Here is a 21283-nt window from a genome sequence, read left to right as displayed (position 1 = left end):
TTTATCATTAATTTATTTTAAGCATCAAATTTAGTAATTCAAAGCGGTTTATTTTAATAAAAAAGCTAGCTATATTTAAAGTATCTCAAGAAATTTAAAATTTTAAACTTCATGATATCTAAAACAGTCTTTCACATGATCATTAATCATTCCAGTTGCTTGCATATGCGCATAAATTACAGTAGAACCTACGAACTTAAATCCACGTTTTTTTAAATCTTTTGACACAATATCAGAAAGCTCCGTTGTAGCTGGAACTCCATTTAAATCTTGCCATTTATTTTTGATTGGTTTTTGGTTAGTGAATTTCCAAATATAGTTTGAAAAAGAACCAAATTCTTTTTGAACTTCCATAAATGCAGCAGCATTTGAAATAGTGGCTCTTATTTTTAATTTATTTCTAATGATCCCTGCATTTAGAATTAACTCATCAAACTTAGCTTCATTGTAGTTTGCAATTTCTTTATAATTAAAATTATCAAAAGCTTTTCTAAAATTTTCTCTTTTCCGAAGAATTGTAATCCAGCTTAAACCAGCTTGAAATGTTTCTAAAGTTAAAAATTCAAATAGTTTATCATCATCATAAACAGGAACACCCCATTCCGTATCATGATATTCCATATAAAGTGGGTCATTTCCACACCAAGCACAACGTATTTTATTCATTTCTATAAAATTAAATGACAAGGTAAAATAAAAAATTTAAAATTTAAAATCGGAATGATTTTTGTGATTATAATAACCTAAAAAGCAACTAATTATGAAAAATTTAATTTTCTATACAGCAATCACACTTTGCATTATTGGATGTATTTCAACAACAAAAACTACTATAGCAAAAGATGTTAGACCTCCTGAACAAGCTGTAAAAATTACCAACGACAGCTTAGAATATGAAATAATTATTATAGATCCAGGATTTGAATCCTATTTACAAACTATTGCAAAACCTGATAATTTTTATTCACAATCTTATTATGAAATAAAAAATAAATTTTATGTTACTGAATGGAATATTAGAGCTCAAAACCCATTAAAATACGATAGTTCTATTTATGAAAATACTATAGATTACAATTTTAATATTGACTATGGATTGGATGTCAACTATAAATTGTACAACTATTTTAAGTTTGTTGAATATAAATACAACCAAAAGTTTTAAGCTTTTTGTTTTTTAGGTTTTAATGAAAAACGTAATACGAGATATCCTAAAACACCAGCTATTAAAGACCCCATAATTACACCCATTTTTGAAGCTGCAATTAAAGCTTCATCAACATAAGCTAAATTTGCAATAAAAAGAGACATTGTAAATCCAAGACCACCTAATAAACTAACTCCTAATAATTGAGTGAAATTCACATTTTTAGGCAAATCTGCTAGCTTCAATTTAATTCCTATAAAACTAAGTAACATTATCCCTAAACTATTTCCCAGCACTAATGCTAAGGCTATATTTAAACTTATATGGCTTGTACTTTCTAAACCACTAAAACTTATTACAACACCTGCATTTGCTAATGCAAATATTGGCATTATTAAATAAGAAACCCAACCATGTAAAGTATGCTCTAAATGTTGAAGGGGTGAATTCACTTTTTCTGTAATACTTTCAACACTATCTATTGCATGTAATTGCTCTGAACTTAACAAGTTAGATGAATTTGGTTTTGTATCTTTTAAAAATGTTAGTTGTTTAGTAACAGAATTATAATATTCTTTTAAATTAATTTTGGTATGAATTGGAATCGTAAATGCCATTAAAATTCCTGCAATTGTAGGATGAATTCCCGACTTTAAAAACAGTAACCAAACCACACACCCTATTATAAAATAAAAATATTTAGAGTAAATTCTCTTATAACTTAAAAATGCTACTAACCCAAATAATACCATTGCATAGCCTATTAAATCCCATTGAATATTTGAACTATAAAATATTGCTATTACCAATACTGCACCAATATCATCAACAATAGCAAATGCCGTTAAAAATATTTTTAAGCCTAAAGGAACTCGTTTTCCTAATAGTTTTAAAATACCTAAAGTAAAAGCAATATCTGTAGCCATTGGAATTCCCCAACCTTCAATACCAGATTTCCCTTGATTCAATATTAAAAAAACAAGCACAGGAAATAGCATTCCCCCTATTGCTGCAAAAATTGGAAGTGAAGCTTTTCTTAATGTAGTTAATTCTCCAGCAAGAATTTCTCGTTTCACTTCTAAACCAATAACAAAAAAGAAGATTGCCATAAGCCCATCATTAATCCATAATATTAATGATTTTGATAAATGAAAGTTTGTATCTGCAAACCCAACAGTAAACTTATGATGCCAAAATTCTTCATACAAGTATCCATAGGATGAATTTGCCCAAAGAATTGCAAAAATTGAAACTGCAAAAAGTATGATACTTGATGCTGTTTCTAGTTTTATAAAAGTTTTTAAAGAGTTACTTATCCTTTTCATTCTATCTTCTTTTAATTAATTTTGAAAGATACAATATTTTTAATTTTTAAAACAAAAAGTCTCCCGATTGGAAGACTTTTTATCAATTCTACTATAAGAATAATTTATAATTGAGGTCCGGCTGTAACTAAAGCTTTTCCCTCTTCATTATCTGTGTATTTATCAAAGTTTTTAATAAATAACTCGGCTAAATTAATTGCTTTTGCTGTCCATTCTGATGCATCTTTATATGTATCTCTTGGATCTAAAATACTAGTATCAACATCTGGTAAAGAAGTTGGCACTTCTAAATTAAAAATTGGAATAATTTTAGTCTCTGCTTTTTCAATAGACCCATCAAGAATTGCATTTATAATTCCTCTTGTATCTTTAATAGAAATACGTTTTCCTGTTCCGTTCCACCCAGTATTTACTAAGTACGCTTCAGCTCCGTTAGCTTCCATTTTTTTTACTAATTCCTGACCATATTTTGTTGGGTGAAGAGAAAGAAAAGCAGCACCGAAACAAGCTGAAAATGTTGGAGTTGGTTCAGTAATACCACGTTCAGTACCCGCTAACTTAGCTGTAAACCCTGATAAAAAATGATATTTAGTTTGAGCGGGTGTTAATTTAGAAACTGGAGGTAATACACCAAATGCATCTGCAGATAAGAATATTACTTTTTTAGCAGGACCTGCTTTAGAAACTGGAGTTACAATATTCTTAATATGATTAATTGGGTAAGAAACACGTGTATTTTCGGTTACTGAATTATCAGTAAAATCAATTTTACCATTAGCATCAACAGTTACATTTTCTAATAATGCATTCTTTTTAATTGCTGCAAAAATTTCTGGTTCAGAATCTTTATCCAAATTGATTGTTTTTGCATAGCATCCACCCTCAAAATTAAATATACCTTCATCATCCCATCCGTGCTCATCATCACCAATTAACTGACGGCTAGCATCTGTTGATAAAGTTGTTTTTCCTGTTCCTGAAAGACCAAAGAAAATAGCTGTATCACCATCTTTACCAACGTTCGCTGAACAGTGCATAGCTGCCATTCCGTTAAGAGGCAAGTAATAATTCATCATAGCGAAGATTCCTTTTTTCATTTCTCCACCATACCAAGTACCACCAATTAACTGCATTTTTTCGGTTAAATTAAATACAGTAAAGTTTTCAGAATTTAAACCTTGTTCTTTCCAGTTTGGATTTGTTGTTTTAGAAGCATTTAATGAAATAAAATCTGGCTCACCATAGTTGGCTAATTCTTCTTCTGTTGGACGAATAAACATATTTTTTACAAAATGTGCTTGCCAAGCCACTTCCATAATAAAACGTACCTTTAAACGTGAGTTCTCATTGGCACCGCAAAAAGAATCCACAACATATAATTTCTTTCCTGAAAGTTGTTTTGTTGTAGTCTCTTTTAATTCGTTCCAAACTTTTTGCGTAGTTGGTTTATTGTCATTTTTAGCAGTATCTGAAGTCCACCATATTGTATTTTCAGTTACATCATCTTTTACAATATATTTATCTTTAGGAGAACGCCCCGTAAAAACACCTGTCATAACATTAACCGCTCCTAGTTCTGTTAAATACCCTTTTTCAAATCCTTCTATATTTTCATCTAATTCATCTTCATATAATTCTTCGTAAGAAGGATTATAAACCACTTCCTTTATATTTTTAATTCCTAATTCATTTAACGATGATATTACTGATTTTTTTTGAACTTCCATTCGTTTTAATTTATAGTTATTAATATTTAATTCTATTTGTATATCAAATGTACACATATATTGAATATGAGATACATGACTTTTATCATTGAATTATGGCAATAAGCTAAAAAATATTTAAAATCATAATGTACTGACATTAAGTTACTTATGATTTATTAATAATTTTATCAAAATCAACGAAAACGTTTTCGTTTTAATTCAAATTTTTTTTTACTAAAAAATATTTGGCAAAAATATACTTATTTATTTAAGGCAACAAATATTTATGAATTGATTATTCTTAAATTATTAATACTACAATTTATTCTTTATTTAAAAATGAAAATCCCATTTTTATCCATCCAATAATAAAGAATAAACCACCTAAAGGCGTCATAAACCAAATACTTTTAGCAGGAACTCCAAAAGTTATTGCATATATAGACCCAGAAAAGAACAGAATTCCAATAAGGAAAAGATAACTAATGCTATTCTTAGTTTTAGGATTAAATTTTGAGTACGCATTTACAAATAGTAATACAAGAACATGGTACATTTGATAACGTACTCCCGTTTCAAAACTTTTTAGCTCACTTACGTTTAAAGTTTCTTGAAGTGCGTGGGCACCAAAAGCGCCTAATACAATTGTTATAGCTCCTAAAAAAGAAGAGATTATTAAATTCTTATTCATTTTTAATCAATTTAGAACTACAAACTTAAATATTAATCATGCATCGTTCAACAATATTTCATATATTTAAACAAAAAAACAAATGAAAAACCATTCCAATAATTTAGTTCCTGTTTTAACAGCAAGTTTAATTCACCAAATTCACATAGCCAAAACTTTATTAGCCAGTCATGGAATTGAAAGTTATATTTTTGATGAAAATATAGCAACAACTATTGGCACAGCATTTGTTGAAGGCTATAAATTAGAAGTTGATAGTTCCGATTTAAAAAAAGCAAAAAAAATATTAGAAGAAGTAAACTCAGACGATAATTAATTTATTTTAAAAATCACCTACGAATTTGTATTTTCGTACACCTCTAAAAAATTTAAAAACACGAAAATGAGAAAAATTCTGTTAATTGGTGCTGGTCGATCATCTTCATCTTTAATAACATATTTACTTCAAAAATCTTTTTCCGAGAACTTACATATAACCATTGCTGATGTTTCTATAGATCTTGCTAAAAAGATATTGCAAAATCATAAAAATTCTATTGCAATCACATTAGATATTTTCAACAATGAAGAAAGACAAAAAGTTATTAAAAATGCTGATATTGTTATTTCTATGCTACCTGCACATTTACATTTAAATGTGGCTAAAGATTGTTTAGCTTTCGGAAAAAATATGGTGACGGCTTCATATATTTCAGATGAAATGAGCCAATTAAATGATGAAGCAATTAAAAAGAACCTTATTTTTATGAATGAAGTTGGTTTAGACCCTGGAATAGACCATATGAGTGCTATGAAAGTTATAGATTCAATAAGAGAAAAAGGTGGTAAAATGTTACTTTTTGAATCGTTCACTGGTGGTTTAGTAGCTCCAGAAAGTGATGATAACTTATGGAATTATAAATTTACTTGGAATCCAAGAAATGTGGTATTAGCAGGACAAGGAGGTGCTGCAAAATTTTTACAAGAAGGCAACTATAAATACATTCCCTATCATAAATTATTTAGAAGAACTGAAATTTTAAATATTGAAGGTCATGGTAAGTTTGAAGGTTATGCTAATAGAGATTCATTAAAATATAAAACTGTTTATGGTTTAAATGACATTTTAACTTTGTATAGAGGTACCATTAGAAGAGTTGGATATTCACGTGCTTGGAATGTGTTTGTGCAATTGGGAATGACAGATGATAGTTATACCATTGAAGATTCTGAACATATGAGTTATCGTGATTTTACAAATTCATTTTTAGCTTATAACCCTCATGATTCTGTAGAGTTAAAATTACGTCACTATCTAAAAATCGATCAAGATGATATTATTTGGGAAAAATTATTAGAAATAGATATTTTTAATCCAAATAAACAAGTAGTTTTAAAAAATGCTACACCTGCACAAATACTTGAAAAAATATTAAAAGATAGTTGGACATTAAAAGAAGACGATAAAGACATGATTGTAATGCAACATCTTTTTGGTTATGAATTAAATGGTAAAAAACATCAAATTGAAAGTAGTATGGTTTGTATTGGAGATAATCAAACCTATACCGCAATGGCCAAAACTGTTGGCTTACCAGTTGCAATTGCAGCTTTGAAAATATTAAATGGCGAAATTAAAACTCCTGGTGTTCAAATCCCTATTAGTAAAGAAGTTTACCAACCTATTTTAAAAGAATTAGAAGAAAATGGCATTGTGTTTAAAGAGAAAGAAGCATCCTATTTTGGCTATAATCCAGATGTTATAATAAACTAATTTACAATAGTATAACGTTTAAATTTTAGACCTTGAATTACATATTTAAGTAAAAATCTTTTGTTAGTTCAATATAATATGCTGTGTATTTATGGCGTTCAATTTCAATAATTAATTCTGTTTTTTCTATTGGCTTCTCAAAAAATGAAAATTGCATTAAAATTCTTTTTATAGCAGTATTTTCAGTTCCTTTAACATAGGTAACTCTATTTAAAAATAAATTATTTTTGTTAGCCAATGCTATAAAATTTCTTTCCTCTTCATAAGGAATTATAAAAGCACAACTTCCATTTTCGGACAATAATTTAACAGTACTTATAAGCAATTCACTATACGATAAACTCTTAGTGTGGCGAGCCATAGCTCTTTCTTCTGATAATTCTTTATAGGTTGAAGTATAAAAAGGAGGATTAGAGATAATTAAATCGTAGGTATCTTCAATTTCATCTGTGAATTCCTGCAATGATGTGTGATAACAAAATAACCGATCTCCCCAGTCACTATTTTCAAAATTTTCTACAGTTTGTTCGTATGCTTCATCATTTAATTCAATAGCATCAATAAGTTCAGCATTACTTCTTTGCGCTAACATTAATGCAATTAAACCGGTTCCAGCGCCAATATCTAAAATACTAAACGGATACAAATCCAGATGAACCCAAGCACCTAACAAAACACCATCAGTTCCAACTTTCATTGCCGTTTTATCTTGTTGAATTGTAAATTGTTTAAATTTAAAAGGTTTGCTCATGCTCGCTTAAAAGTTGAAAAATTAGAATGGTGAAAGTTATGAAATAAAAGCTTTAGGTTAAAAAAATCAATTATTAGATTGGTTGTAATTCTAGTAAACAAATTTGAGAAATATAAATGCTTCTAAAAATTTCAGATTTCATCCCTAAAAAATTCAAACGACAATTTTCATAATAAAAGTGGGCTTAAATGTTATTTTTAATAGTTAGAATAAATTATTATTTAAGCTATGAGAAGAAAAAAACCTTCAAATGAAAGCTATAAGTGCTATTTTACTTATTGAAGAAAATTATTCTGCTGCAAAAGAATTATTAATTTTAATAAAAACCCTATAAACATAGTGTTTATAGGGTTTTGTTGTTTTTTGGTTGTTTATTCGCAGAGAGGAAGGGATTCGAACCCTCGATACGTTGCCGTATACACGCTTTCCAAGCGTGCGCCATCGACCACTCGGCCACCTCTCTAAATTATTTATGTACTCAAATACATGTCAATTAAACCTTCTGGTGTCTCTACAATAATTTTTTTATTTTCTCTATCAACTTTTTTAATAAAATGATCAATCATTGGAATAAAAACCTCAGTTCCATTAGAGTTCACTTCAAATAAAGGTTGTGCTGAAGTATCATTAACTCCAGTAATTACACCAACATACCCATAATTAACATCTTCCATATCAAAATCAATTATTTCGTGAAAGTAGAATTTATTCCCGGTAAGTTTTGGCAAAAATTTAAGTGGCAAATACAATTCAACACCCATAATCGCATCAGCATCTGCTTCATTTTCAACATCTTCAAAACGAATACGAAGTTGATTTCCTTTCTGAAGAGAAATAGTTTCAATAAAAAATGGAACCAGATTGTTCCCTAAAGCAACAAATACTGATTCCAATTCTTGATAAAGTTCAGGCTCGTCAGTGTCTAATTTAACAACAACTTCACCTCTAAAACTATGCTTTCTTACGATTTTGCCTAAATAAAAACAATCTTCTTTACGCATTATCGAAATTTAACTTACTCTACTTTTCCTTCTTCTGATGCAGCAGCTTGTGCGTCATCAATACTTTCTGGAGCTGTATCTTCAACAACTTCTGCAGCAGCTTTTTCAGCAGCCTTTGCATCAGCAATAGCTTTTATTGCAGCATTTTCAGCCTCATGTACAGCAGCTGAACGCTCTTCATTAATTTTTACTTCAGCAGCTAATATTGCCGCTTTAGCATCTGCTTCCGCTTTTGTTAATCCATCTTTTTTAGCAGTAATTTTACCAGCTTTTTCATCTACCCAAGCTTGAAATTTTACTTCAGCTTGTTCTTCTGTTAAAGCACCTTTTCTAACACCACCTACTAAGTGATTTTTTAACATAGCACCTTTATAAGATAAAATTGCTTTTGCTGTGTCAGTTGGTTCTGCACCATTTTGTAACCATTTTACGGTTCCATCTATATCTAAATCAATAGAAGCTGGATTTGTATTAGGATTATACGTCCCAAGTTTTTCTAAATACTTACCATCTCTTTTTGAGCGTACATCTGCAGCTACAATCCAATAGAATGGTTTTCCTTTTTTACCGTGTCTTTGTAATCTAATTTTTACTGGCATTTTTTTAAAATTTTAAGGTACGAAACCTTGGTTATTAATTAAGTGTGCAAATATAGCTACATATTATTAAATATCACACTCAAATTTAGTATATTTTAAAGTAAATTAATTACGTTTAAAATCATAAGATTAAACGAGGTTACTTATTGATTATCAGATGTTTTAAATAAGGATAGGTAAATTAAACTTATTATTATTTCAATATTTAAAAACAAAATTTAATTTGTTAATAAAAAATGGTTTCTTTTAAAGACTAAACTTTTATAAATTACTACTTTTAAAAACTCATACTTTCACAAAATATTCTTGTACATGTTTTTAATATTTGACACAGAAACCACTGGTTTACCAAAAAAATGGAATGCTCCAATTACCGATACAGATAATTGGCCAAGGTGTGTTCAAATAGCATGGCAACTACATGATATTTACGGTGAATTAATTGAACAACAAGATTTTTTAATTAAGCCTGAAGGATATAATATACCTTATGACGCTGAACAAATTCATGGCATTTCTACTCAATTAGCTCAAGAAAAAGGAGAAAGTTTAGAGACAGTTTTACAAATTTTTAATGAAACATTAGCTAAATCTAAATTTGTAGTTGGGCAAAATGTAAAGTTCGACCTTAATATTATGGGTTGTGAATTTCATAGAACGGGTATTACATCTAATTTAAGTGGTGTACCTGTTTTAGATACTTGTACAGAAACTACTGCAACTTTATGTCAATTACCTGGTGGAAGATATGGAAAATTTAAACTCCCAACTTTAACTGAATTACATGAACATTTATTTAACGCTCCTTTTAGTGAAGCACATAATGCTACAGCCGATGTTGAAGCCACTACACGTTGTTTTTTAGAATTAATTAGACGAAGAAGTTATACAAAAGAAGAACTAAATGTTCCTAGTGATTATTTTCAAAATTTTGATGCTAAAAACCCAACAACTATAAATATTATTGGTTTAAAACATTTAAATCTTAAAAAAGAAAGTAAAAAACTAAAAACAAAGATTAAAGAAGAAGTTGAAACTCCTATAATTTCTGATGAAGCTATTGAGCAACTTGATGGAGTTCGTTTTTCACATTTGCATTGTCACTCACAATTTTCTGTTTTACAATCAACATCCAGCACTAGCAACCTTATAAATGCAGCCATAAAAAATAAGATGCCTGCTGTTGCTTTAACTGATACGGGTAATATGATGGGTGCTTTTTATTTTATTGAAGAGGCCATAGCATATAACAAACCTAATGAAGCTTATAATAGTAAAATAGAAAAAGCAAAAAATGAACTAAAAAGAATAGAAGACTCTACAAACATACCTATTGAAGAAATTGAAGTTGAAGAGAAAGATAAAATAGATTTATCTTATGCATATAAAGAACCTAAAAAATTATTTAAGCCTATTTTAGGAAGTGAATTTAATGTTTGTGAAAACCATATAGACAAGTCACAAAAAGACAATGGTTACCAAATAGTTTTCTTAGCAAAAAACAAAAATGGCTATCACAATTTAGCAAAAATGTCTTCTCTCTCACATACTGACGGTTTCTATTATGTACCAAGAATTGATAAAACTATTATTGAGCAGTATAAAGAAGATTTAATTGTTTTATCTGGAAACTTATATGGTGAAATACCAAGTAAAATATTAAATATAGGTGAAAAACAAGCCGAAGAATCGTTGATTTGGTGGAAAGAACAATTTGGAGATGATTTTTATTTGGAAGTGATGCGTCATGACCAAGAAAATGAAAATCACGTGAATGATGTACTAATTCAATTTTCAAAAAAATACAACATCAAACTAATAGCCACCAATAATACTTTTTACACAACAGAAGACGAAGCTGAAGCACATGATATTTTATTATGTGTTAAAGATGGTGAAAAAGTAGCTACCCCAAAAGGAAAAGGAAGAGGTTTTAGATACGGATTACCAAATAACGAGTACTATTTTAAAACTCAAGAACAAATGAAAAGTTTGTTCGCTGATATTCCTGATGCTATTTCAAATACACAAGAAATAGTAGATAAAATAGAAATTTACACATTAAAACGCAATGTTTTACTTCCTAAATTTAACATACCTCCACAATTTATAAATCCAGAAGATGAAATAGATGGTGGAGTAAGAGGTGAAAATGCTTATTTAAAACATTTAACTTTTGAAGGTGCAAAAAAAAGGTATGGAGATGAACTAGATAAAGAAACTCAAGAGCGATTAGATTTTGAATTGTCTATTATTGAAATGACTGGTTATCCAGGTTATTTTTTAATTGTTTGGGATTTTATTTTGGAAGCTCGTAAAATGGGTGTTGCTGTGGGTCCTGGTCGTGGTTCTGCTGCTGGTTCAGCTGTTGCTTATTGCTTGTGGATTACCAACATAGATCCTATAAAATACGATTTGCTTTTTGAACGTTTCTTAAATCCAGATCGTGTATCATTACCCGATATTGATATTGATTTTGACGATGAAGGTCGTCAAAAAGTAATTGATTTTGTAATTAAAAAATACGGAGCAAGTCAAGTTGCTCAAATTATCACTTATGGTACAATGGCTGCCAAATCTTCTATTAGAGATACAGCACGGGCATTAGATTTGCCTTTAAATGATGCTGATAGAATTGCCAAATTACTTCCTTTAATTAAATTAAAAAATATTTTTGGTGATGATGAAAAAAGTAAAGCAAAAGTTAAAGAATTAAGAGCTGAAGACTTTGAAAATATCAGCTTACTAAGAACTATTGCTGAAGGGGATGATTTAGAAGCTATTACAATTAAGCAAGCAATTGCTTTAGAAGGTTCCGTAAGAAATACCGGGACACATGCCTGTGGAGTTATTATTACACCTGAAAATATTACAAATTTAGTACCTGTTGCAACTGCAAAAGACAGCGATATGTACGTTACGCAGTTTGACAATAATGTTGTTGAAAGCGCTGGTTTACTTAAAATGGATTTTTTAGGGCTAAAAACATTAACCCTAATTAAAGATGCTGTAAAAATTATTAAAGCAAAACATGGTATTGAATTAATTCCTGATGATTTCCCTCTTGACGACCCTAAAACCTACGAACTTTTTCAACGAGGTGAAACTATAGGTATTTTTCAATATGAATCTGCCGGAATGCAGAAACATATGAAATCGTTAAAACCCACTGAATTTGCAGATTTAATTGCCATGAATGCATTATATCGTCCTGGACCAATGGAATACATTCCATTGTTTATTATGCGTAAAAATGGAGAAGAAACAACAGAATACGATTTACCAGAAATGGAAGAGTATTTGAAAGAAACCTATGGTGTAACGGTGTATCAAGAGCAAGTGATGTTGCTTTCTCAAAAAATAGCTGGCTTTACAAAAGGTGAAGCAGATATGCTACGTAAAGCAATGGGAAAAAAGATTTTTGAACTCTTAGTAAAATTAAAACCTAAATTTATTGAAGGTGGTAAAGCGAATAACCATCCTGAAGAAGTTTTAGAAAAAATATGGAAAGATTGGGAAGCTTTTGCTGCCTATGCCTTTAATAAATCGCATTCTACTTGTTATGCTTATATTGCGTATCAAACTGCTTATTTAAAAGCCCATTATCCTGCAGAATATATGGCATCTGTTTTATCAAATAATATGAATGATATTAAGCAGGTTACTTTTTTTATGGAAGAATGTAAACGTGCTGGAATTCCTGTTTTAGGACCAGATGTTAATGAGTCGTTTCATAAATTTGCAGTAAACAAAGAAGGTGCCATACGTTTTGGAATGGGTGCAATAAAAGGAGTTGGAGGTGCTGCTGTTGATGCTATTGTTACTGAACGAAAAGAAAACGGAAGCTTTACTTCCATTTTTGACATTGCCAAACGTGTAGATTTAAGAGCCGCCAATAAAAGAGCTTTTGACGGCTTAGTAATGGCTGGTGGATTAGACTCTTTTCAAAATGTACATCGGGCACAGTATTATCAATTAGATGAAAAAGGGGTCACTTTTATTGAGAGAGCCATTCGCTACGGAAATAAATTTCAAGAAAACAAAAACTCAGCACAAATCTCAATGTTTGGAGAAACTTCTGAGATTCAATTTGCCGAACCTGAAATACCTTTCGCTGAAAGATGGGGAATGATGGAAGAATTATCAAAAGAAAAAGAATTGGTTGGAATTTATATTTCTGGCCATCCTTTAGATGATTTCAAAAATGAAATTAAATATTTTAGTAATTCCTCTTTATCAGCTTTTAAGGAAGATTTAAATAATTATGTTGGTGCCAATCTAACTTTCTCAGGAATCTTAACGGATGTTCAACACAAAACATCTCAAAATGGAAATAAATGGGCTTCATTTGTTATTGTAGATTATCAGGACAGCCACGAATTTAGAATTTTTAAAGACACTTATTTGAAATTTAAACCTTTTTTAATAGACAATGAATTTCGCCAATTTAAAGTGAATATTGCTGCTGGTTGGACAACCAAAGAAGGTAAAAAAAGTGAACCTAGAATTAACTTTACTGATATTCAAATTTTACAAGATGTTCTTGAAAAACAAACTAAAAAAATTACAATTCAGCTGGATATCAATAAAATAAATGACGCTAAAGTTTATGAGATTGAAAAACTTTTAAAAGAAAACGAAGGTTCGGTTCCTTTAGATCTTTTGGTGTATGATTTAAAAGAAAAAATGAAACTAAACTTACATAGCAGATCTATTAAAGTTAAAGTTGATAATGACTTTTTAAAAGTATTGGAAAATGAAGAATTAAAATTTAAATTGAATTAATTATTAAAAAAACGGTTGATAATTAAGCATTAATTTATAAAATCAAACCTGTATTTTTTCTTTCTTCTAAATTCTATTTTTCATTAAGAGGTTAATTCTCTAAATAAACTTTCTAAATTTTTGTTTTTAGTAGTTAAATTCAGAATTTTTAGTCCATTGTCATGAGCAAAATCAAAAACTACAGAACGCATATCTTTTGAAGTGTTAAAAGTTAACACCCAAGAAGTATCATGGTTGTTATTTGCTAATTTCAAATATGGTATGGTTGAAATAAATTGTTTTTCAATTTTAAAATCGAATTCAACTTCAATTACTTGTTCTTGATTTTTTTTAAGTTCCTTTAAATTTTTATCAGCAACTATTTCCCCTTTATTTATTAAAATTACACGATCACAAATTGCCTCAACTTCTTGCATAATGTGCGTTGAAAACAACACCGTTTTATCTTTGCCAACTTCTTTTATTAAATTTCTAATTTCTACCAATTGATTTGGGTCTAAACCAGTTGTTGGTTCATCTAAAATTAAAACATCAGGATTGTGTAACAAGGCAGCGGCTAAACCAACTCGCTGGCGATATCCTTTAGAAAGCTGACTAATTTTTTTATGAGCTTCTGGTTTTAAACCAACTTTATCAATAATATTTTCAACTTCAGTTTTAGGAATTTTATGAATAGTAGCATTAAATTGTAAGTATTCTTTTACATACATTTCTAAATACAATGGATTGTGTTCTGGTAAATAACCAATGCATTGTTGCGCTTCAATCTTATGAGTATTCAAATTAAAATCATTCACCAAAGCTATACCTTCAGAAGCATTTATATAACCTGTAAGTATTTTCATTAAAGTAGATTTCCCAGCACCATTTGGACCTAAAAACCCAACTATTTCCCCTTTATTAATAGTAAAACTAATAGCATTTAATGCTTTTTGCTTTCCATATAATTTGGTTATATTTTTTACTTCAATAGACATTTAACAAAAATACATTTTAATTGTAATTTACATCTACTAATAACGTTGTATCCTAAATTTATTTTTTACACCTTTGTTAAAAATTATATAATGGGTTGCCTAAGAGTTATATTATGTGTTATTTTTCCGCCTTTAGCAGTTGTTGATAAAGGTTGCGGATCTATTGTAATTGTATTTATTTTAACTTGTTTAGGCTGGATTCCTGGCGTAATTGCAGCTCTAATTATTAATAATAACCCTAAAAATTAATGCAAAAAATAAAATTAATAGACCTAGGTTTAAAAGATTATAATGAAACTTGGAGCTATCAAGAAGAACTTTTTAAAGAAATAGTTGATATAAAAATTGATAATCGCAAAAATAATTTGAATGCTCAAACACCTAATTATTTTATTTTTGTTGAACATCCTCACGTATATACTTTAGGTAAAAGTGGTGATTTATCAAACTTATTATTAAATGAAGAACAGTTAAAAGCAAAAGGAGCTACTTTTTATAAAATTAATCGTGGTGGTGATATTACCTATCACGGACCTGGACAAATTGTTGGTTATCCAATTTTAGATTTGGAAAACTTTTTTACAGACATACATAAATATTTACGATTTTTAGAAGAAGTTATTATACAAACTTTAGCAGAATATAATATAAAAGGTGACCGAAGCGAAGGAGAAACTGGCGTGTGGTTAGATGTAGGAACGCCATTTGCTCGAAAAATTTGTGCTATGGGCGTTAGAGCTAGCCGTTGGGTAACTATGCATGGGTTTGCTTTAAATGTGACTACTAATTTAGGCTATTTTGATCATATTATTCCTTGCGGAATTAAAGGTAAAACAGTTACTTCATTAGAAGTTGAACTAAATAGAAAAGTACCTTTAGAAGAAGTGAAAGGAAAAATTTTAAAACACTTTATTGAATTATTTGAAGTTGAGTTTGATATTTAATTGATAAAATATGAATCAAGTTCAGCATGACATACGTGGTTTTAAACAAAAAAATATTTAACTAAAAACTGATAACAGACAACTGAAAACCAATAATTGAAACTTAATCTTCTTCATTAAAAAACACTTTATAAAATTTCATTTTACGTTCTTCATCATAACCTTTTTCTAAATATTCACTTGCTGCATCTGGCGCATCAATATCTAATTTAATTTGAATATTTGTATCTAGTTTAATTTCGGTTTTAATTTTTTGCTTTTGCTTTTTTAACACAACATCAGAAACTGCAAATTGATTTCTAACCAATACATCATTCTCCGTTTCAAATTGCTTTTTATAATCATCAAACAAAGTTTTACGTTCTTCGTCTTCTTCAAAAATAGCTTCTTTAAAATCGTTAATATTTATGCTTTCGTTTTCTTTAAAAAAATCGACAGTTTTTGCTAAAAATTTCGTTTTTTCATGAGAACCAAAATCTTCTTTAATAATTTCATTAGAAAAATCTTTACACATTTCAATGTAATTTTGGGTATGCTGATTATTATCGTCAGCATACTTCACATTTAAAAAATTGTTTAACCAATATTGTGCATCATAATTATTAGTATCAACACTTAAAACTACTTTTCCTTCTCCATCTGTTGAATTAATAATTAAACAACCTTTATCTAATTTTTTTGTACTAATTCCTTTTTGAACAAAAACATCTAAACTATCCTTTTCCATAAAGGTTTGAAAGAAATTAATCTTGTTTTCAATTTTAAAAATACCTATAGCTTGTGTTACAATTTCGTTATATTCAATATCCTCAAACAATGCAATTATAACATCTCCTATTTTTATTTGAGCTGAATTTGACTGCTCAAACAAATGATTTACAATGTGTTTAGAAACATCTATAAAAGTAGATTCATCTTTAAAAATTTCAGAAGAATAATTATTTAATTCATTTAACTCAATGTTTGCATGATGGTTAAAACGAAAACTTTCTGTCACATTTCCAAATGGTTTCAGCAAATAAGGTTTCATTAACTCGTAACTTTCTTCATCAAAAGTAATGAGGTTTTCAGAAAAAATATTGGTAGCACTGTTAAACTTGTTCCCTACTTTGTGGATTATAAATTTTGAAATTGTTGCTCTAGTTCTTTTAATCATCAGTTTCTTTTTAACGAAAGCAAATGTATCATTTTTAGGATGAATTTTGAGTAATTACAAGTCTAATTTTAATTGTTCTGGCAATAATTTAAATGTTTTTCTATGGTAAATAGTAACGCCATATTTTTGAATAGCATCTCTATGTTGTTTCGTTGGATATCCTTTGTTTTGTTTCCAATGATAGTGTGGAAATTCCTCATCAAGCTTTTTCATAAAATTATCTCTATATGTTTTTGCTAATACAGAAGCTGCAGCAATACTCATAAATTTAGCATCACCTTTTATAATAGTTGTATATGGAATATTTTTATACGGGTTAAATTTGTTACCATCCACAATAATATGTTCAGGAATAATAGCAAGTGAATCAATAGCTTTGTGCATTGCTAAAATTGATGCTTGTAAAATATTTATTTCATCTATTTTACTTTCTGATATATACGAGACTCCAAAAGCCAAAGCATTTTCTTCAATTATAGGCCGTAGTAGTTTACGCTGTTTTTCTGTTAATTGTTTTGAATCATTTAGCAATGGGTGTTCAAAATTAGTAGGGAAAATAACTGCCGCAGCAACTACAGGACCGCACAAACAACCCCTCCCAGCTTCATCTGTTCCCACTTCAATAATATTTTTTAAATAGTGTTTTTTAAGACTCATAACTATAAAATAGCACACAAAATTAATATTAATTATTTAGAATAGTGATTAAAATAAAGTGTGTTTCGTTTCGTTCAAATATTTTACCTTTACCGCTTAATGTGTTATATGAAAAAATTAGTATTTTTTATGTTATTTGCTTTTTCTATTTTTAATATAGAGGCTCAAATTATGAAACTTGATAAATTAGATAGAAATGATAATATATCTAGAAATGACAGTACATCATTTAATGATGGGGTTGAAATTAAGATTGATGGCGTGACTAAATATACTGATTATAAAATTATTTCCATAAATAATGACACTACCTTTATTGATACTACTTTAACATTAAAAAAAGATTTTTTATTTAACCATATTAGAAAAGACAATTTTGAATTGTTAGCGTTTCATAATCAAGGACAAACTTTTAGCAGTTTAGGTTATAATTTTGAAAATAATTCTTTGTTACCTTCTATTGGCGCCAATGCAAAACATTTTAATTATTATAAAATTGAAGATATTTCATATTATGAAGTACCAACACCAACTTCTGAAATCATGTTTAAAACAGCCTTAGAACAAGGGCAAGTTTTAGATGCGTTTTTAACTATGAATACGTCTAGACAATTTAATTATTCTATAGCATACAAAGGATTAAGATCACTTGGTAAATATAGAAACTCGTTAGCTAGCCACGGAAATTTTAGAAGCACTTTTAATTATCACACTAAAAATAAAAAATATTTCGCTCGTGGTCATTTTTCTTCTTTTGACTTGTTAAACAACGAAAATGGTGGTTTAACTGCCGCATCTATTGCTTACTTTGAAAATAATGATCCTAACTATACGGATAGAGCCAGATTGGATGTTAATTTTACAAATGCCGAAAATTTATTAGAAGGAAAACGATATTATTTTGAACAACAAATTACATTATTTTCTAAGAAGCATAAAATTATTGAGCACAATAAAATTGTTTCAGATAACCTAAAAAAATACAATTCAGTTCTTGCGCAGATTAGATCTTTAAATAGTAAATCTATAGCTTCTCCTAACAAATTAAATGTTAATTCTTTAAAAAAAATAGAACCTTCTAAAGAAAAAAAACCTTTAAATAAAAAGGAAATTTTAAATAATGAATTACCTATAAATAAAAAAGATTCTATTCTTAAGCTTCCACCTAATACGTTAATTGAAATCTCAAATATTGATTCTTTAACAACTAAAACAATTAATAATATAAAGAAATCAATTGTGCAAAAGGATTCCTTATCTGTAAACACTGCGAAAATTGATTCTATAACTGCGAAAACTCAATTAAAGGAAAGTGATACAATTATAAAACTTGATTCAGTTGCAATTGCTAAAAAAATTATAATTGATTCTTTACTTATAGTTGCGTCAGAATTTAAAACTGATTCCACTAAATTAATACCCTTTAACAAAAAAATATATACTGATTTAAAATTTGGGCATACTTTTATGTATGAAACAAAACATTATAGATACAAACAGTCTAGTGCTAGTTCAATTTTTGGAGATTCATTTGAGGCAAGTATAGTTGATCATACCTCCTATCAAAAACTAGATAATCAATTTTATGTACAGTTAAATTCAGCTTATACAGGTAGTTTAAAAGCTAAAATTAATTACTTCAATTACAACTACCATTATAATGGTATCTTATTTTATGATTCTGAAACCATATCCGATAAATTAAAAGGAAATGCAATTGCTTTTGGCGCTGATTGGAAAGTGAAATTTGGAAAATTTCACTTAAATGCTGATGCCACTTCAATAATAGCTGGTAATATCACTGGAAACTCTATTAAAGCTTCTGCAATGATAAAAAAAGATAGTGTTTTTAGTTTTAAAGGGTTTGCTGAATACACTTCAAAAACACCCGATTTTAATAAACTTTTATACCAAAGCGATTATAAAAATTACAATTGGCAAAATAATTTTAGCAATGAAGAAATTTCAATGATTGGTGTTGAATTTAAATCTAATAAATGGGGAAATTTAAAAGCTACTTACAATTTAATTGATAATTACACTTATTTTGATGAAGATTCAAAACCTGTTCAAGCCAATGAAACTTTAAATTATTTTAAAGTAAAAGCTAACAAAGCAATTAGCTACAGAAAATTTACGCTAGACAACACAATTATGTACCAAAATGTACTAAAAGGAGAATCTTTTTTTAGAGTTCCAGAGATTGTTACAAGAAATACTTTTTATTACTCTAGTCATGTTTTTAAAGGAAAACCAATGTTTTTGCAAACAGGAGTTACATTCAAATATTTCACTTCATTTAAAGCCAACGCCTACAATCCATTATTAAGTGAATTTGTATTACAAAATAATACCGAAATAGGAAATTTTCCAGTTCTTGATTTTTTTGCAAATGCGCAAATTCGTAGAACTCGTATCTTCTTAAAAGTTGAAAACTTAAATGCTGGCTTTACTGGAAGAAATTATTATTCTGCTCCAAATTATCCTTATAGAGATTTAACAGTCCGTTTTGGAGTTGTTTGGAATTGGTTTATTTAGGTAATTTTGAGTTCTAATGCTTAAGTTATAAATTTAGTTTTAAAAGTGCTAGTACTGAATTTTAAACTTTCTTAATTACCAACTGTCTTATTTTTATTTGAAAAGCAGCAAAAATTAATGTCATAATTGGGCTTAACCAGTTAAAAATTGCAAAAACAGCATATTCAGCAACTCCCACTCCCAATACTCCAGATTGATATGCTCCACAAGTATTCCAAGGAATTAGAGCTGAAGTAACTGTTCCAGAATCTTCTAAAGTTCTACTTAAATTTTCAGGAGCTAACCCTCTATCTTCAAAAGCTTTTTTGAACATTTTTCCAGGAATTACAATGGCTAAATATTGATCTGAAGCAATTGCATTTAACCCAATACAACTCATTGCAGTACTAAAAAATAAACCAAAAATTGAAGTTGCCATTTTTAATAATTCTTTAGTGATTTTTGCCAATGCTCCAATAGCATCCATAATTCCCCCAAAAACCATTGCACAACAAATTAGAAATATAGTCCAAAGCATACCCTTCATACCTCCTGCACTAAAAAGTGCATTTAATTTCTCATTATCAGTTACAATTTCAGTATCAACAAAAATAGCGTTGATAATAGATTTTCCTTTTGAAGGCGATAAACTATTTAAAATTTCAGGTTGAAAAATAAAAGCAAATATAGCTGCCAAAATAACACCAATTCCTAAAGCAATTAATGGTTTTGTTTTTAATAAAATTAAGGCAATTACAACCAATGGAACTAAAAACAAATATGGCGTAATATTAAAAGTGTTATTTATTGTATTTAATAAACCGCTAACATCTGTATTTCCTGTTGTTTCAATATTTAAGCTTAAAATACTAAAAACAATTAATGTAATTATTATGGTTGGTACTGTTGTAAAAGCCATATATCTAATATGAGTAAATAAATCTGTTCCCGCCATTGCTGGCGCTAAATTTGTTGTGTCACTTAAAGGCGACATTTTATCTCCAAAATAAGCTCCTGAAATTACAGCACCTGCAATCATTCCTTGTGGAATACCTAATGCAGTACCAATACCAACCAAGGCAATACCTACAGTCGCTGAAGTTGTCCAAGAACTACCTGTTGCTATAGATATAATTGCTGCAATAATTACCGAAGCAGGTAAAAATATTGAAGGATTTAATACTTGAAGTCCATAATAAACCATTGCTGGGATTACACCACTTACTAGCCACGTTCCTGCCAAAGCCCCCACTAAAAATAAAATGAATATT

Annotated in this window: 18 protein-coding genes and 1 tRNA gene; 7 read left to right on the top strand and 12 right to left on the bottom strand. The window is 29.0% G+C overall.

Annotation, left to right across the window (positions count from 1 at the left end; translation table 11 throughout):
• Window positions 1-102 precede the first annotated feature (102 nt).
• The gene (locus tag ABY863_RS05530) at window positions 103-666 is read right to left on the bottom strand and encodes a DNA-3-methyladenine glycosylase I (protein ID WP_372793270.1); all 564 of its coding nucleotides are present in this window, start codon (window positions 664-666) and stop codon (window positions 103-105) included.
• A gap of 94 nt (window positions 667-760) precedes the next feature.
• On the opposite strand from ABY863_RS05530, the gene ABY863_RS05525 reads away from it, so the two are divergent.
• The gene (locus ABY863_RS05525; RefSeq protein WP_372793269.1) at window positions 761-1165 is read left to right on the top strand and encodes a DUF6146 family protein; all 405 of its coding nucleotides are present in this window, start codon (window positions 761-763) and stop codon (window positions 1163-1165) included.
• On the opposite strand, the gene nhaA is transcribed toward ABY863_RS05525, so the two are convergent.
• From nhaA to ABY863_RS05510, 3 genes are all read right to left on the bottom strand, one after another.
• Entirely contained in the window at window positions 1162-2472 is a 1311-nt protein-coding gene (nhaA, locus tag ABY863_RS05520; RefSeq protein ID WP_372793268.1) for a Na+/H+ antiporter NhaA, read from the bottom strand. The genes ABY863_RS05525 and nhaA overlap by 4 nt on opposite strands.
• Window positions 2473-2576: 104 nt before the next feature.
• The gene (pckA, locus tag ABY863_RS05515; protein ID WP_372793267.1) at window positions 2577-4199 is read right to left on the bottom strand and encodes a phosphoenolpyruvate carboxykinase (ATP); all 1623 of its coding nucleotides are present in this window, start codon (window positions 4197-4199) and stop codon (window positions 2577-2579) included.
• A gap of 304 nt (window positions 4200-4503) precedes the next feature.
• A complete protein-coding gene (locus ABY863_RS05510; RefSeq protein ID WP_372793266.1) occupies window positions 4504-4872 on the bottom strand; it encodes a DUF423 domain-containing protein in 369 nt (122 codons plus the stop codon).
• A gap of 82 nt (window positions 4873-4954) precedes the next feature.
• Here ABY863_RS05510 and ABY863_RS05505 point away from each other — a divergent pair, with 82 nt between their 5' ends.
• Window positions 4955-5188 carry a DUF2007 domain-containing protein gene (locus tag ABY863_RS05505; protein ID WP_372793265.1) on the top strand — a complete coding sequence of 78 codons (234 nt, stop codon included), beginning with the start codon at window positions 4955-4957 and terminating at the stop codon, window positions 5186-5188.
• 66 nt (window positions 5189-5254) lie between these two features.
• Window positions 5255-6625, top strand: coding sequence for a saccharopine dehydrogenase family protein (locus tag ABY863_RS05500; RefSeq protein WP_372793264.1), 1371 nt, complete (start codon window positions 5255-5257; stop codon window positions 6623-6625).
• Between the two features lie 37 nt (window positions 6626-6662).
• Here the strand turns inward: ABY863_RS05500 and ABY863_RS05495 are convergent, their stop codons facing one another.
• The 4 genes from ABY863_RS05495 to ABY863_RS05480 all read right to left on the bottom strand — a co-directional run bounded on the left by ABY863_RS05495 (window position 6663) and on the right by ABY863_RS05480 (window position 8976).
• A complete protein-coding gene (locus tag ABY863_RS05495) occupies window positions 6663-7376 on the bottom strand; it encodes a tRNA1(Val) (adenine(37)-N6)-methyltransferase (protein WP_372793263.1) in 714 nt (237 codons plus the stop codon).
• A gap of 378 nt (window positions 7377-7754) precedes the next feature.
• Window positions 7755-7839 (bottom strand) — tRNA-Ser (locus ABY863_RS05490).
• 7 nt (window positions 7840-7846) lie between these two features.
• A complete protein-coding gene (rimM, locus tag ABY863_RS05485) occupies window positions 7847-8377 on the bottom strand; it encodes a ribosome maturation factor RimM (protein ID WP_372793262.1) in 531 nt (176 codons plus the stop codon).
• Between the two features lie 14 nt (window positions 8378-8391).
• On the bottom strand, window positions 8392-8976 hold the full coding sequence (locus tag ABY863_RS05480; protein WP_372793261.1) for a 30S ribosomal protein S16: 585 nt from the start codon (window positions 8974-8976) through the stop codon (window positions 8392-8394).
• A 312-nt stretch (window positions 8977-9288) separates the two neighbouring features.
• Between ABY863_RS05480 and dnaE the strand changes: the two genes are divergently transcribed.
• Window positions 9289-13761: a DNA polymerase III subunit alpha gene (dnaE, locus tag ABY863_RS05475; RefSeq protein WP_372793260.1), complete on the top strand. Its 4473-nt coding sequence runs from the start codon at window positions 9289-9291 to the stop codon at window positions 13759-13761.
• Window positions 13762-13844: 83 nt separating this feature from the next.
• Here dnaE and gldA read toward each other — a convergent pair whose 3' ends face one another.
• Window positions 13845-14738 (bottom strand): gliding motility-associated ABC transporter ATP-binding subunit GldA, encoded by an 894-nt coding sequence (gldA, locus tag ABY863_RS05470; RefSeq protein WP_372793259.1) that lies wholly within the window; start codon window positions 14736-14738, stop codon window positions 13845-13847.
• 90 nt (window positions 14739-14828) lie between these two features.
• Between gldA and ABY863_RS05465 the strand changes: the two genes are divergently transcribed.
• Window positions 14829-14987 (top strand): YqaE/Pmp3 family membrane protein, encoded by a 159-nt coding sequence (locus ABY863_RS05465; protein ID WP_299522271.1) that lies wholly within the window; start codon window positions 14829-14831, stop codon window positions 14985-14987.
• Window positions 14987-15682 carry a lipoyl(octanoyl) transferase LipB gene (lipB, locus tag ABY863_RS05460; RefSeq protein ID WP_372793258.1) on the top strand — a complete coding sequence of 232 codons (696 nt, stop codon included), beginning with the start codon at window positions 14987-14989 and terminating at the stop codon, window positions 15680-15682. Before ABY863_RS05465 ends, lipB begins: the two co-directional genes overlap by 1 nt.
• A 103-nt stretch (window positions 15683-15785) precedes the next feature.
• Here lipB and ABY863_RS05455 read toward each other — a convergent pair whose 3' ends face one another.
• The gene (locus ABY863_RS05455; RefSeq protein WP_372793257.1) at window positions 15786-16838 is read right to left on the bottom strand and encodes a nucleoid-associated protein; all 1053 of its coding nucleotides are present in this window, start codon (window positions 16836-16838) and stop codon (window positions 15786-15788) included.
• Between the two features lie 54 nt (window positions 16839-16892).
• Window positions 16893-17495, bottom strand: a complete 603-nt coding sequence (locus ABY863_RS05450) for a ribonuclease HII (RefSeq protein WP_372793256.1) — start codon at window positions 17493-17495, stop codon at window positions 16893-16895.
• Between the two features lie 108 nt (window positions 17496-17603).
• Between ABY863_RS05450 and ABY863_RS05445 the strand changes: the two genes are divergently transcribed.
• Window positions 17604-20033, top strand: coding sequence for a putative porin (locus ABY863_RS05445; RefSeq protein ID WP_372793255.1), 2430 nt, complete (start codon window positions 17604-17606; stop codon window positions 20031-20033).
• Window positions 20034-20094: 61 nt separating this feature from the next.
• On the opposite strand, the gene ABY863_RS05440 is transcribed toward ABY863_RS05445, so the two are convergent.
• Window positions 20095-21283, bottom strand: a 1189-nt coding sequence (locus ABY863_RS05440; RefSeq protein ID WP_372793254.1) for a Na+/H+ antiporter NhaC family protein, incomplete at its 5' end; no start/stop codon positions are given.

Origin of the sequence: Lutibacter sp. (genome assembly GCF_041562875.1) — a bacterium.
Classification (GTDB): Bacteria; Bacteroidota; Bacteroidia; order Flavobacteriales; family Flavobacteriaceae; genus Lutibacter.
The sequence above is the reverse complement of the archived record's forward strand: the minus strand, read 5'-3'. Positions and strand labels throughout refer to the sequence as shown.